Source organism: Citrobacter sp. Marseille-Q6884 (assembly GCF_945906775.1).
In the GTDB taxonomy this organism is placed as follows: Bacteria; Pseudomonadota; Gammaproteobacteria; order Enterobacterales; family Enterobacteriaceae; genus Citrobacter.
Genome location: NZ_CAMDRE010000001.1, coordinates 1,168,154 through 1,181,828, shown reverse-complemented (window position 1 = coordinate 1,181,828; position 13,675 = coordinate 1,168,154). Strand labels below are relative to the sequence as shown.

Below are 13,675 nucleotides of genomic sequence, written 5' to 3'. Positions count from 1 at the left end.
ATCAGGCGAAGTAGTTCAGTAAGGTCGTAATCACTGTTCGCTGGTTAACAGGCGACAGATTATAAAACAGCGGCAAGCGCAGCAGACGCTCGCTCTCTTTGGTGGTGTAACGATCAACACCCGCAAACACGCCAAATTTATCGCCAGCCGGGCAATCATGCAGCGGAATATAATGGAATACCGCCATAATTTCGGCTTCTTTCAGGAAGTTAATCAGCGCGCTACGATCATCGATATCCCGCAGCTTAATGTAGAACATATGGGCATTTTGCACACAACCTTCCGGGATGGAAGGCAGATCGATACGCCCGGCACGCGCCAGCGGCTCGAGTGCGTCATAGTAGTTTTGCCACAATGTCAGACGTTGCTGATTAATACGATCGGCCGCTTCCAGTTGCGCCCACAGATAGGCAGCCTGCAGATCGGACATCAAATAGCTTGAACCGATATCACGCCAGGTATATTTATCCACCTGGCCACGGAAAAATTGGCTGCGGTTAGTCCCTTTTTCACGGATGATCTCCGCGCGTTCGACTAATTTACGATCATTAATCAGCGTCGCGCCGCCTTCGCCACCCGCAGTATAATTCTTGGTCTCGTGGAAGCTGAAACAACCAATGTGACCAATGGTCCCCAGCGCACGTCCCTTGTAGGTAGACATCACGCCCTGTGCGGCATCTTCCACAACGAACAGGTTGTACTGTGTCGCCAGCGCCATAATTGTATCCATTTCGCAGGCTACGCCCGCGTAATGCACCGGCACAATCGCGCGGGTTTTGTCGGTGATCGCCGCTTCAATCAGCGTTTCATCAATGTTCATGGTATCCGGGCGGATATCCACAAAGACAATCTTTGCCCCACGCAAGACAAAGGCGTTCGCGGTGGAAACAAACGTGTAGCTTGGCATGATGACTTCATCGCCAGGCTGGATATCCAGCAGCAGGGCCGCCATCTCAAGCGATGCGGTGCAAGATGGCGTTAGTAGCACTTTCTCGCTGCCAAAATGCTGCTCCAGCCACTGCTGACAACGACGGGTAAAGCCGCCATCGCCACAGAGTTTGCCGCTGCTCATCGCTGACTGCATGTAATCAAGCTCGGTACCCACCACCGGCGGTGCGTTAAATGGAATCATTTTGTCACCTGTATAACCAGTACGCGGTGCTTTCCACATTTGCACCACTCTGTATATAACGTTTAAGCGCGGCGGTGTTGCCCATCTGGGTCGCCACCCGCAATGTTTTTTTACCGCGAGCCTGCGCCCAGCAAAGCGCTGCCTGCATCAGTTCTGCACCCATACCGCGCCCCGCCAGCAAGCCAATTCGCGCCTCGGTATCATTCAGTTCGCGTAACGAGACATAACCACCAATGTCGCCTGCTGCAGTGCGAAACACGAGACATTGATGATCGAACGTCCCCAATACGGCATTTTCAATCCACTGGGCATAGAAACGCGCGCTGGCATCGGGTGCGTACCATGGCGCACGAAAACGGCTTTGCATAAACGCCTGTGCCGCCAACTGGCGTAGCGCCGGGATATCAGCGGCTTGCGCGATTTGAGCAGCAGGATTGCCGCTTACGCAGGTTACCGGCACGGTAAAATCCACTTCGCCTTCTACCAGCGAAAAACCCAACGCCTGCAACGCATCTAATGCCTGCGTATCGGCGGCGGGGATTTTAGCCTGCACACGTCCCCAGGGCTGCAATGTCGTCTCGGTCAGAACCGGTGCGTGTGGGTCAATACGGACAATGGCGCTATTGACGCCAAAGAAGGTATTTTCCCAGCCCAGCGCTTCAATACTGGCGCGGACGAGCACGGAGCAGCTCCAGTAAATATTGGCCGTAACCAGTTTTAGCCAGCGCGCTGGCGGCACGCTTCACGCCTTCGTCATCCAGCCAGCCATTACGCCAGGCGATTTCTTCCAGGCAGGCAATCTTAAAGCCCTGACGTTTCTCAACGGTCTGCACAAACGTACTGGCTTCAATCAAGCTGTCATGAGTACCGGTATCCAGCCACGCAAAGCCACGACCAAGCAGTTCAACCGTCAGGCTACCTTCTTCAAGATACATCTGGTTGATGGAGGTAATCTCCAGCTCTCCGCGTTCAGATGGCTTCACGCGTTTTGCGTATTCCACCACCTTACTGTCATAGAAATAGAGCCCGGTGACTGCCCAGTTAGATTTCGGTGCTTTCGGCTTCTCTTCCAGCGAGATAGCACGAAAATCGTCATCAAATTCCACCACGCCAAACCGTTCGGGATCCATGACCTGATAACCAAACACCGTCGCCCCTTCCGTTCGGGACGCAACCTGACGTAATTTCGGGCTAAATCCCTGACCAAAGAAGATGTTGTCGCCTAAAACCAGGCATGACGGTTCACCGTTCAGGAACGTTTCGCCAATGATAAATGCCTGCGCCAGCCCGTCCGGACTGGGTTGTTCAGCGTACTGCAAATCAATGCCGAACTCAGAACCATCACCTAACAACCGCTGGAAATAACCTTTATCTTCCGGCGTGGTGATAATCAGAATGTCACGAATTCCCGCCAGCATCAGTACAGACAGCGGATAGTAAATCATGGGCTTATCGTAGACAGGCAAGAGCTGCTTCGATACACCACGCGTAATAGGATGTAAGCGGGTGCCTGAGCCGCCCGCCAGAATGATACCTTTCATGCGTACCTCCTACGGAAACTAACCCTTCAGACCTAAACGTTCGCCCTGATAGCTACCATTCTGCACATTTTTCCACCAGGCTTCGTTATCCAGATACCATTGCACGGTTTTTCGCATTCCGCTTTCAAAGGTTTCCTGCGGCATCCAACCAAGCTCTCGCGCAATTTTCGAAGCATCAATCGCGTAGCGTAAATCGTGGCCCGGACGATCATCAACAAAGGTAATCAAATCGTGGTACTGCGCCACGCCCTGCGGTTTTTGCGGAACCAGCTCTTCCAGCAGAGTACAAATGGTTTCGACCACATCCAGATTTTTACGCTCGTTATGACCGCCGATATTGTAGGTTTCCCCTACCTCACCGGTGGTTGCCACGCAATAGAGCGCTCTGGCGTGATCCTCTACATATAACCAATCACGGATCTGCTGCCCGTTGCCGTACACCAGTAATGGTTTCCCCGCCAGCGCGTTGAGGATCATCAGCGGAATCAGTTTTTCCGGGAAATGGTAAGGGCCATAGTTATTGGAGCAGTTGGTAATTAATGTCGGTAGGCCGTAAGTACGCTGCCAGGCTCGAACCAGATGATCGCTGCTGGCTTTCGACGCGGAATACGGACTACTCGGCGCATACGGCGTGGTTTCCGTGAAGAAATCCCCGGTGGAGTGCAGATCGCCATACACCTCATCAGTCGAAATATGATGGAAGCGAAACGCCGATTTGTTCTCATCGGCCAGGGCGCTCCAGAAAGCTCGCGCCGCTTCTAACAGCGTGTAGGTTCCCACGATATTCGTTTCAATAAACGCAGCCGGGCCATCGATAGAACGATCAACATGGCTTTCCGCGGCCAGATGCATCACACAGTCTGGCTGATACTGCTGGAAAACCCGATCCAACGCGGCGCGATCGCAAATATCGACTTGCTCAAAGCTAAAACGGTCATTCTGTGCGACCGGTGTCAGTGACATCAGGTTTCCGGCGTAGGTCAGCTTATCAACCACAATCGCGGCATCCTGCGTCTCATTAATGATATGCCGTACAACCGCTGAGCCGATAAATCCGGCGCCACCAGTGACAAGAATGCGTTTCATTAGCGCCAGACTCCTTTGGTATCAACGATGTACCGTTGATGAACAGCATCGCTGTTAATGGCTTTAAATTCATTATGATCGACCAGCATCACCAGCACATCAGCACGGGCCAGCGCATCATCCAACGTCGCTAAAGTGCAAAGGCCATCCAGTTTTTTCGGCAGTTGATGGATATTTGGCTCCACCACCAGCGTTTCCCCGCTGTGCCACTGGGCGATACTGTGTGCAATCCCCATCGCCGGACTCTCACGTAAATCGTCGATGTTCGGTTTAAACGCCAGGCCAAAACAGGCCACGGTAACTTCGCTGGCACGCTTGTTGGTCTCCGCCAGACAATCCGCGACAGCCGCTTTTACCCGATCGGCAACCCAGTGTGGTTTACCATCGTTCACTTCACGTGCAGTGCGGATAAGCTTCGCCTGCTGCGGATTCTGCGCCACAATAAACCACGGATCGACCGCAATACAGTGCCCACCTACGCCTGGCCCAGGCTGCAAAATATTAACGCGCGGATGGCGGTTTGCCAGACGAATGAGTTCCCAGACGTTAATCCCTTGATCGGCGCAGATCAGCGATAATTCATTGGCAAAAGCGATATTGACGTCACGGAAGCTATTTTCGGTCAGTTTGCACATTTCCGCCGTGCGGGCATTGGTCACCACGCATTCACCTTCAAGGAAGATGTTATACAGCTCGCTGGCGCGCGCGGAACAGGCTGGTGTCATCCCACCAATAACGCGATCGTTTTTAATCAACTCAATCATCACCTGCCCCGGCAATACGCGCTCCGGGCAATATGCGATGTTGACGTCCGCCTGTTCCCCTGCCTGCTGAGGAAACGTCAGATCGGGTCGCATGTGTGCAAGCCAGCCGGCCATCTGCTCCGTTGCGCCGACCGGGGACGTTGATTCGAGGATCACTAACGCCCCTTTCTTCAGCACCGGCGCAAGCGATTTCGCGGCAGCTTCGACATACACCATATCGGGTTCATGCTCCCCCTTGAACGGGGTAGGTACGGCAATTAAATACGCATCCGCTTCTTCAGGTTTTGTGGTCGCGCGAAGATATCCCTCTTCGACCGCCGTTTTCACTACGGTACCCAGCTCGGGTTCAACGATATGGATTTCACCGCGGTTAATGGTATCCACCGCATGCTGATTTACATCTACGCCAATCACGTGTTTTTGACGGGAAGCAAAGGCCGCTGCCGTCGGCAGCCCGATATAACCCAGCCCAATGACAGAAATGGTCGTAAAACTCATAGCGATATCCGATTATTTTTTAACGCGTGTAAAATGCGGCCACATGCCTGCCCGTCACCATACGGATTATGGGCTCGACTCATGGTCTGATATTCATTTTCGTCATGCAGTAAACGCGTGACTTCTTCAACTATCCGTTGAGGATCTGTCCCCACCAGACGCACGGTTCCCGCCGTAATGGCCTCCGGGCGCTCCGTCGTTTCGCGCATCACCAGCACAGGTTTGCCCAAAGAAGGGGCCTCTTCCTGAATCCCGCCGGAATCAGTAAGAATCAGCCAGGCATGATTCATCAACCAGACAAACGGCAGATACTCCTGCGGCTCGATCAGAATCACGTTTTTAACGTGACCCAGGATGCGATTCACCGGTTCACTGACATTCGGATTCAGGTGAACCGGGTAGACAATCTGTACGTCCTGATTGGCTGCAGCCAGTTCAGCCAGGGCGTGGCAGATTTGTTCAAAACCGCGACCAAAACTTTCCCGGCGATGACCGGTCACCAGGATCATCTTTTTATCCGCACTCAGGAAAGGATAGTGCTCCGCCAGTTCGGCGCGTAGCGCATCGTTCGCCAGTACGCGGTCCCGAACCCAGATCAACGCGTCAATAACCGTATTGCCGGTGACAAAAATGCGGTTATCAGGAATATTTTCGCGTAAAAGATTTTGGCGCGAGTTCTCTGTCGGTGCAAAATGATACATCGCCAGATGGCCGGTCAACGTGCGGTTTGCCTCTTCTGGCCAGGGAGAATAGAGATCGCCCGTTCGCAATCCCGCCTCGACATGGCCAACCGGAATGCGCTGATAAAACGCGGCCAGACTGGTCGCAATAGTGGTTGTGGTGTCACCGTGTACTAATACGACATCGGGTTTAAAATCAGCCAGAATGGGCTTTAATCCTTCCAGGATTCGGCAGGTAATTTCTGTTAGTCCCTGGCCTGGCTGCATAATATTGAGATCATAGTCAGGAACAATAGAGAAGAGGTTCAACACCTGATCCAGCATCTCGCGATGCTGCGCAGTGACGCAAACTTTCGCCTCAAAATCAGGATCTTTTGCCAGCGCATGAACCAGAGGCGCCATTTTAATGGCCTCCGGTCGCGTGCCAAATACAGTCAGTACTTTCACATCGATTCTCTTCGGATTGGCAGTGAGGGCCCAGCCCCTCACTGCAACGGTGGTGCTATATCGTGCGGCGACGGGTTAACGCGACACCAGCACCGATCAGAGCCCCCACAATGCCCCACATAATCATCAGGAAGGCACGACGTGGGCTATCACGTTTTACCGGTTCTTCCGGCGTCCGCAAATAACGATAGGTCTGAAAACGAGGATCGAGTGTAGGTCCTACGTTCAGTGTGTTCAGCATGGCTCTGTTTTGGAAATAGTCCAGATCGAAGTCGGGGCCGACAGACTGCAGGTTTTCGAGTCGGGCCTGCAGCATTGGGCGTCCGAGTAAATACAGTTCGGAGTCCGGTAATTCTTCCGCAGGGACATCGGTTGAAGTGCGAGAAATATTATGTTGTTCAGCGATCTTGAGAGCCTGTTCAATGCTATGAACGCGTCGGGAGAAAATAGATTTAGCCACCTCTTCCTGACGTTTGACTTGCGCTTTCATCTGTACAGTACGCGCAGCCCATGCGCCTTTTAACTCATCGTTCAAATGACGCGCTGCGCGCTGACTGGCAAACGCCACGTACTGGCGCAACAGGTTGTTAGCATCAGGAGCCGTTTCCGCAATCAGCTTCACGCTGTCATTGGTATTACGAAGCGCATCGCCGGGCATAAACTGAATGTTGTTGATCAGTTCATCCAACATCGCTGCATCGGCTTTACTGTTCCCCACCATACGTTGCTTGTAGTAGTCGGTCTGCAACCAGAATTCACGCCGTGTATCCCAGGAAGCAAGTTGCATGATGAATTCTTTATACGCTTCGTCCATCACTGATGGCTGATCCGCGGACGCAAGGCTGGCCTTAATATCCAGGTTGCGCAAAAACTGTTGTTGGGAGTAATACCCCCCCAACATATTCACCGTCGGTTTATCGGATATGGCCGTCGCACTCCACTCCTGCCGGGCAAAAAACGTATAGGCGAGAGCAACAAGCGCAAACGCGAGAGCGACGCCGACAATCCACACCTTCCCTGCCCATAAGGTACGAAACAACCCACGGATATCCAGTTCATTTTCAGCGCTCACGGCATGCTCTCCCGGTAATGGTTGTGTCATCGCATCCTCAATTTACTTGGTTAAGTCTGGCTTGTTTTCACGATTTCTTCTCAGCCTACGCTTCATGCGTTTGATAAATCTCGCCACCTTCCAGGCACGCTTGATGCAATAGCCGTAAAAGAAGAATGCTAGCAAAAAGAGCACCAGCATGAACCATTCAGGGACGAAATGAGAATATTCTGCCAATACGCCAATAGAGGCCAGAATCGCGGCTGCCAGGGTGATCAGGACAAACGCCTGTCGGGAAGTAAACCCTGCGCGCATAATCAAATGATGGATGTGCTGACGATCGGGAGAGAAAGGACTCATACCCTTACGCAAGCGGCGGTACATGATTGCCACCATATCCATCAGCGGAATGGCGATAATCCACAGCGCGGTCACCGGACTAATAGGATGCGTTTTACCCTGTGTGGTCTCTAGCAAAATCCAGATAACGGTAAAGCCAATCAGCGTACTGCCCGCATCGCCCATAAAGACTTTATAACGACGCCCCAGAATCCCCAGGTTCAGCATGATGTAAGGCAGAATGGCAGCGATCATAGCAAAGCACCAGATGGCCAGGCTGGTTTGTCCATCAAACCATAGAATCAGCCCCATTGCGGCAAAGGAAACGCTGGAGAGCCCCCCCAAAAGACCATCAATACCATCCACCATATTAAAGGCGTTAATCGCTGCCCAAACGGCGAAAAGCGTCAGGAAATAGCCAAAAGGCCCCAAAACCATCTCCCAGGGACCAAAGATGTAACCGAGACTGCTGAGATAGAGTTTACCAACGACCATCATAATAACGCCGATGGCAGCCTGAATGGTGGCGCGAATTTTTACGCTAATATCATAACGGTCGTCCAGAGCGCCGATAAAAACCAGAACACCGGCACAGGCCAGATAGAGTGAGGCATGGGGTATGTAATAGTCGGCGATGAGGAACATGAAGCAAATGCCAGCATAAACCGAAATCCCCCCAACCAACGGAATCAATCCCTGATGACGTTTACGAAAGTTGGGTTTATCCACTAAACCGATCTTTTTTGCGACCTTACGCGCAAAAAAAAGGAACAGTGTCGTGAATAAAAAAATACTGATGAGATCAGTACTTGCTGTCAGTAAATTCACAATGCATGCTCTCAGAGAAAATTAATAGCAGAAGTATAACCACGAAGACCTTTATTCAGAAGGGAAACTCCGCTCCGAAATACCTGTTTTGTATAATTATTAACCACAAAACACGAATGACGTATGCAGCGCAAAATAAAGGCGAGGGATACCACGCGTCTTCATGTGTCGTTAATGTTACAGACACAAAAGCAAAACGCCACGTAAAAACGTGGCGTTTTCGGACGATGCCCGAGTTAAGAGCGCTTCATCATATCGAAGAAGTCGTCATTCGTCTTGGTCATCGCCAGCTTATTGATGAGGAATTCCATCGCGTCGATTTCACCCATTGGATGGATGATTTTGCGCAGGATCCACATTTTCTGCAGCTCTTCCTGAGTGGTAAGCAGTTCTTCTTTACGGGTACCAGAACGGTTGTAGTCGATAGCCGGGAAGACGCGTTTTTCAGCAATCTTACGAGAGAGGTGCAGTTCCATGTTGCCGGTACCTTTAAACTCTTCGTAGATGACTTCATCCATTTTAGAGCCGGTATCGATCAGCGCAGTCGCGATGATGGTCAGGCTGCCGCCCTCTTCCACGTTACGCGCCGCACCGAAGAAACGCTTCGGACGGTGCAGGGCGTTAGCGTCCACACCACCGGTCAGAACTTTACCGGAAGCCGGAACCACGGTGTTATAAGCACGCGCCAGACGGGTGATGGAGTCGAGCAGAATGATAACGTCTTTCTTGTGCTCAACCAGGCGTTTCGCCTTCTCGATCACCATTTCCGCAACCTGAACGTGGCGAGATGCCGGTTCGTCAAAGGTAGAAGCAACCACTTCACCTTTCACCAGACGCTGCATCTCGGTCACTTCTTCCGGACGTTCGTCAATCAGCAGAACCATCAGTACGCAGTCTGGGTGATTGTAAGCAATGCTCTGTGCAATGTTCTGCAGCAGCATGGTTTTACCCGCTTTCGGCGGTGCCACAATCAGACCACGTTGACCGCGACCAATTGGAGAGGCCAGATCCAGTACGCGAGCGGTTAAGTCCTCAGTAGAACCGTTACCACGCTCCATACGCAGACGAGAGTTTGCGTGCAGCGGCGTTAAGTTCTCAAAGAGGATTTTATTGCGGGCGTTTTCCGGTTTGTCGTAGTTAACTTCGTTAACTTTCAACAGCGCAAAATAGCGTTCACCTTCTTTCGGCGGGCGAATCTTACCAGAAATGGTATCACCAGTGCGGAGGTTGAAACGGCGGATTTGGCTGGGAGAAACGTAGATGTCATCAGGACCGGCGAGGTAGGAGCTGTCTGCAGAGCGGAGGAAACCAAATCCATCCTGCAATATCTCCAGCACACCGTCACCAAAGATATCTTCGCCACTCTTTGCGTGCTGCTTCAGGATGGCAAAAATAATGTCCTGCTTGCGCATACGAGCCAGGTTTTCCAGACCCATATTTTCGCCGAGAGTGATCAGCTCAGAAACCGGCGTATTCTTTAATTCGGTAAGATTCATAATGGTGTGAGTTCTTAAACTTGGGGTAAATCTCGAACTTATGTTGTGAATGGTATGGCAGGATCATCCATGCCTGTTTACGGCCATCGACTCATGTCTGTTCGCTGTCTTGGTCACAGGAAAGTACGCAGAACTGAAACGACAAGACGGATTGAGTGACAAGCCAGGAATCTGTCCACTTCTCACGCGAGAAACAACGGGAAGTATTGGATAAAACTAGATTCAAACTTAATAAGGTATGTTTAATACGAAGTCAACACTAAGTTAGCACGACTCAAGTCGGGCGTCCAGTCATCCGAATCATTTAGGAGTATGGCCGCCCGATCATGATAATTCCGCTTACGCCAGATTCGCGTCGAGGAACTCTTTCAGCTGACCTTTGGACAGCGCGCCGACTTTCGTCGCCGCCACTTCACCATTTTTGAACAGCAGCAGGGTCGGGATGCCACGAATACCATACTTCGGCGCGGTGCCTGGGTTTTGGTCAATATTCAGTTTAGCAACCGTCAATTTGCCCTGATATTCGTCAGCGATTTCATCCAGAATCGGAGCGATCATTTTGCACGGACCGCACCACTCTGCCCAGAAATCAACGAGGATCGCTCCGTCCGCTTTGAGTACATCCGTGTCAAAACTGTCGTCAGTCAGGTGAATAATTTTATCGCTCATAATAACTCCACAGGAATAAGCCTGGTGTGTTGGTGTATACACATCATCTTTCAAGCTGCCGCTTTGTTGGCTGCGCTCAGTGCCCCAGTCACGTATATTGTACGTTCATGTGACTCATTCACTTGCCGCCTCGGCGCTTCATGAATGCTTTATGTACAGCATTAACCAACTAAAGGTTGACTTTATTTCACCGGATACGCTTTCGTAAAGCAATAGTAAGCTGATATTCTACCACACTATGAGCAAAACACATTTAACAGAACAGAAGTTTTCCGACTTCGCCCTGCACCCAAAGGTGATAGAAGCCCTTGAAAATAAAGGGTTTCATAACTGCACGCCCATTCAGGCCCTCGCGCTGCCGCTAACGCTGGCAGGTCGCGATGTTGCAGGGCAGGCGCAAACCGGTACCGGAAAAACGATGGCGTTCCTGACGTCTACGTTTCATTATCTTCTCTCTCATCCCGCGATTGCCGATCGCAAGGTGAACCAACCGCGTGCGTTAATTATGGCGCCAACGCGTGAGTTAGCCGTGCAGATCCACGCTGATGCCGAGCCACTGGCACAGACCACCGGTCTGAAATTAGGCCTGGCATATGGTGGCGACGGTTACGATAAACAGCTGAAAGTGCTGGAAAGCGGCGTCGATATCCTTATCGGTACCACCGGCCGTCTTATTGACTACGCAAAACAAAACCATATCAACCTGGGCGCGATTCAGGTTGTCGTCCTGGATGAAGCCGATCGTATGTACGATTTGGGCTTTATTAAAGATATTCGCTGGCTGTTCCGCCGCATGCCGCCCACCACCCAGCGTCTGAACATGTTGTTCTCTGCAACGCTCTCTTACCGCGTTCGCGAACTGGCGTTCGAGCAGATGAACAACGCCGAGTACGTTGAAGTCGAGCCAGAACAGAAGACGGGTCACCGTATTAAAGAAGAACTCTTCTACCCTTCAAACGAAGAGAAAATGCGTTTGCTGCAAACGCTTATCGAAGAAGAGTGGCCAGATCGCGCCATTGTTTTCGCCAATACCAAGCACCGTTGTGAAGATATCTGGGGCAGTCTTGCCGCTGATGGTCATCGCGTCGGCCTGCTCACCGGTGACGTAGCACAGAAAAAACGCCTGCGTATTCTTGATGAGTTCACCCGTGGCGATCTCGATATTCTCGTGGCGACCGATGTTGCTGCGCGCGGCCTGCATATTCCTGCAGTCACCCACGTCTTTAACTATGACCTGCCGGATGACTGTGAAGACTACGTTCACCGTATTGGTCGTACGGGTCGTGCCGGTGCAAGCGGTCACTCAATCAGTCTGGCCTGTGAAGAGTATGCGTTGAATTTACCTGCAATCGAGACCTATATCGGCCACTCGATTCCGGTTAGTAAGTACAACCCGGACGCACTAATGACCGATCTGCCGAAGCCGCTGCGTCTGACGCGCCCGCGCACAGGCAATGGCCCACGTCGTACCGGTGGTGCTCCACGTAATCGTCGTCGTTCAGGTTAAGAAAAGTTATGCCATACGCAAAATCATTCAGCCTGTATCAAGGCGGCAAGAGAACGAATCCCGATGAGCTTACTTTAGTAAGTGATTCGGGTGAGAGAACGCAGCCAACACAGATACAGGTTGAAGGATGAAGTGTATGAACTCTACCTCGTTGTATGCAGCCATTGATCTCGGTTCCAATAGTTTTCATATGCTGGTTGTACGCGAAGTGGCAGGAAGCATTCAGACGCTCACGCGGATTAAGCGCAAGGTGCGTCTGGCTGCAGGGCTGAACAGCGACAATGTTCTCTCCGCCGAAGCGATGGAGCGAGGCTGGCAATGCCTGCGCTTATTTGCTGAGCGATTGCAGGATATCCCTCAACCGCAAATCCGCGTAGTCGCCACCGCGACATTGCGCATCGCCGTCAATGCCGATGCGTTTATTGCTAAAGCGCAAGAGATCCTCGGCTGTCCCGTCCAGGTCATCAGCGGGGAAGAAGAAGCACGGCTGATTTATCAGGGTGTTGCCCACACAACCGGCGGCGCAGATCAACGTCTGGTCGTTGATATTGGCGGGGCCAGCACCGAACTGGTCACAGGCTCAGGTGCACAAACAACCTCTCTGTTTAGCCTGTCCATGGGCTGTGTGACGTGGCTTGAACGGTACTTTACCGACCGTAATCTGGCACAGGAAAACTTTGACGAAGCAGAGAAAGCGGCACGTGATGTTCTGCGTCCGGTTGCTGACAAGCTACGTTTTCATGGCTGGAAAGTCTGCGTCGGGGCCTCTGGCACGGTACAGGCGCTGCAAGAAATCATGATGGCGCAGGGAATGGATGAACGCATTACGCTGGCGAAACTCGAGCAACTAAAGCAGCGAGCCATTCATTGCGGGCGTCTTGAAGAACTGGAAATCGAAGGGTTAACGCTGGAGCGAGCCCTGGTATTCCCCAGCGGCCTGGCCATTCTGATCGCCATTTTCACCGAACTCAATATTCAGTGCATGACCCTCGCTGGCGGCGCATTACGTGAAGGTCTGGTCTACGGTATGCTGCATCTGGCTGTCGATCAGGACATTCGTAGCCGCACATTGCGTAATATTCAGCGTCGCTTTATGGTCGATACTGAGCAAGCGCACCGGGTAGCCAATCTGGCAAGCAAGTTTCTCGATCAGGTCGAGAAAGACTGGCATCTTGAGCCCATCAGCCGTGAACTCCTGATTAGCGCATGCCAGCTTCATGAAATTGGGCTGAGCGTTGATTTTAAACAGGCGCCACAACATGCGGCTTACCTGGTACGAAATCTCGATCTTCCGGGATTTACCCCCGCACAGAAAAAACTGTTAGCCACGCTGTTATTAAACCAGACCAACCCCGTCGATCTCTCTTCGCTTCATCAGCAAAATGCTGTACCGCCACGCATTGCTGAACACCTTTGTCGTTTGTTGCGTCTGGCCATCATTTTCGCCAGCCGTCGCCGTGACGACCTGGTGCCAGAAATCACCTTACAGGCGGCGAATGAAGTTCTGACTCTGACGCTGCCAGAAGGTTGGCTGCAACAGCATCCGTTGGGCAAAGAGTTGATTGAACAAGAAAGCCAGTGGCAGAGCTATGTCCACTGGCCGTTAGACGTGCAGTAATCGTCATTTCGCCTGGCTG

At 51.9% G+C, this 13,675-nt stretch carries 12 protein-coding genes and 1 pseudogene; 2 read left to right on the top strand and 11 right to left on the bottom strand.

All coding sequences use genetic code 11. The annotated features are described in order from the left end of the window. Nucleotide 1 precedes the first annotated feature (1 nt). The 11 genes and pseudogenes from rffA to trxA all read right to left on the bottom strand — a co-directional run bounded on the left by rffA (nucleotide 2) and on the right by trxA (nucleotide 10,531). On the bottom strand, nucleotides 2-1,132 hold the full coding sequence (gene rffA / locus N7268_RS05640; RefSeq protein ID WP_260862065.1) for a dTDP-4-amino-4,6-dideoxygalactose transaminase: 1,131 nt from the start codon (nucleotides 1,130-1,132) through the stop codon (nucleotides 2-4). Between the two features lie 4 nt (nucleotides 1,133-1,136). Continuing rightward, entirely contained in the window at nucleotides 1,137-1,814 is a 678-nt protein-coding gene (gene rffC, locus N7268_RS05635; protein WP_260862064.1) for a dTDP-4-amino-4,6-dideoxy-D-galactose acyltransferase, read from the bottom strand. After that, on the bottom strand, nucleotides 1,792-2,673 hold the full coding sequence (gene rfbA, locus N7268_RS05630) for a glucose-1-phosphate thymidylyltransferase RfbA (RefSeq protein WP_260862063.1): 882 nt from the start codon (nucleotides 2,671-2,673) through the stop codon (nucleotides 1,792-1,794). The genes rffC and rfbA overlap by 23 nt, the downstream gene beginning before the upstream one ends. Nucleotides 2,674-2,691: 18 nt before the next feature. Next, nucleotides 2,692-3,759, bottom strand: a complete 1,068-nt coding sequence (gene rffG / locus N7268_RS05625; RefSeq protein WP_260862062.1) for a dTDP-glucose 4,6-dehydratase — start codon at nucleotides 3,757-3,759, stop codon at nucleotides 2,692-2,694. Then, nucleotides 3,759-5,021 carry a UDP-N-acetyl-D-mannosamine dehydrogenase gene (gene wecC, locus N7268_RS05620; RefSeq protein WP_260862061.1) on the bottom strand — a complete coding sequence of 421 codons (1,263 nt, stop codon included), beginning with the start codon at nucleotides 5,019-5,021 and terminating at the stop codon, nucleotides 3,759-3,761. Before wecC ends, rffG begins: the two co-directional genes overlap by 1 nt. After that, nucleotides 5,018-6,148: a non-hydrolyzing UDP-N-acetylglucosamine 2-epimerase gene (wecB, locus tag N7268_RS05615; protein ID WP_198907415.1), complete on the bottom strand. Its 1,131-nt coding sequence runs from the start codon at nucleotides 6,146-6,148 to the stop codon at nucleotides 5,018-5,020. Before wecB ends, wecC begins: the two co-directional genes overlap by 4 nt. A 55-nt stretch (nucleotides 6,149-6,203) precedes the next feature. Continuing rightward, on the bottom strand, nucleotides 6,204-7,250 hold the full coding sequence (wzzE, locus tag N7268_RS05610) for an ECA polysaccharide chain length modulation protein (protein WP_260862060.1): 1,047 nt from the start codon (nucleotides 7,248-7,250) through the stop codon (nucleotides 6,204-6,206). Nucleotides 7,251-7,262: 12 nt separating this feature from the next. Beyond that, the gene (gene wecA / locus N7268_RS05605; RefSeq protein ID WP_260862059.1) at nucleotides 7,263-8,366 is read right to left on the bottom strand and encodes a UDP-N-acetylglucosamine--undecaprenyl-phosphate N-acetylglucosaminephosphotransferase; all 1,104 of its coding nucleotides are present in this window, start codon (nucleotides 8,364-8,366) and stop codon (nucleotides 7,263-7,265) included. Between the two features lie 236 nt (nucleotides 8,367-8,602). Continuing rightward, on the bottom strand, nucleotides 8,603-9,862 hold the full coding sequence (gene rho / locus N7268_RS05600) for a transcription termination factor Rho (RefSeq protein ID WP_002437993.1): 1,260 nt from the start codon (nucleotides 9,860-9,862) through the stop codon (nucleotides 8,603-8,605). 77 nt (nucleotides 9,863-9,939) lie between these two features. After that, nucleotides 9,940-10,048 (bottom strand): annotated as a pseudogene (locus tag N7268_RS05595) (rho operon leader peptide). A 153-nt stretch (nucleotides 10,049-10,201) separates the two neighbouring features. Beyond that, on the bottom strand, nucleotides 10,202-10,531 hold the full coding sequence (trxA, locus tag N7268_RS05590) for a thioredoxin TrxA (protein ID WP_001280776.1): 330 nt from the start codon (nucleotides 10,529-10,531) through the stop codon (nucleotides 10,202-10,204). A 238-nt stretch (nucleotides 10,532-10,769) separates the two neighbouring features. Between trxA and rhlB the strand changes: the two genes are divergently transcribed. Together rhlB and gppA are read left to right on the top strand one after the other, a co-directional pair. Continuing rightward, complete coding sequence (rhlB, locus tag N7268_RS05585; protein ID WP_003829013.1) at nucleotides 10,770-12,038, top strand: ATP-dependent RNA helicase RhlB; 1,269 nt, start codon at nucleotides 10,770-10,772, stop codon at nucleotides 12,036-12,038. Between the two features lie 136 nt (nucleotides 12,039-12,174). Next, complete coding sequence (gene gppA / locus N7268_RS05580) at nucleotides 12,175-13,656, top strand: guanosine-5'-triphosphate,3'-diphosphate diphosphatase (RefSeq protein WP_260862058.1); 1,482 nt, start codon at nucleotides 12,175-12,177, stop codon at nucleotides 13,654-13,656. Nucleotides 13,657-13,675: the final 19 nt, after the last annotated feature.